At 50.8% G+C, this 362-nt stretch carries 1 protein-coding gene; it reads left to right on the forward strand.

Going from position 1 to position 362, the window contains the following annotated elements:
- Positions 1-15 precede the first annotated feature (15 nt).
- Positions 16-362 (forward strand): DUF4349 domain-containing protein (locus L692_RS0121195; RefSeq protein WP_232238836.1); only part of this gene is annotated, 347 nt, incomplete at its 3' end.

Consider the following 362-nt stretch of genomic DNA (forward strand, 5'->3'; position numbering starts at 1 on the left):
GATGTGGCCGCCGGCTTGAACAAAAAGCTCATTTACCGCGCCAATCTCAACATGGAAGTGGAGAATTACGAACAAGCGCAGACGGAAGTGCGAAATATGGTCAATCTTGCCCGGGGCTATATTCTCGGATTTACGGAAACGCTGTCCGATTCCGAGCATGGCGGCACGTTTCTCGTCAAGATCCCGGCTTCCGGCTTCTCTTCCTTCCTGGACAATCTGGAGAAGATCAAGAATGAATCGCTTCAGCGCAGCATTGAGGGGCAGGACGTTTCCGAAGAGTATGTGGATCTTGAAGCGCGTCTTAAAGCGAAGCAACTGCTGGAATCCCAGTATGTCGAATTTATGAAAAAGGCGACCCAAGC

The organism is Paenibacillus forsythiae T98 (assembly GCF_000520735.1).
In the GTDB taxonomy this organism is placed as follows: domain Bacteria; phylum Bacillota; class Bacilli; order Paenibacillales; family Paenibacillaceae; genus Paenibacillus_AQ; species Paenibacillus_AQ forsythiae.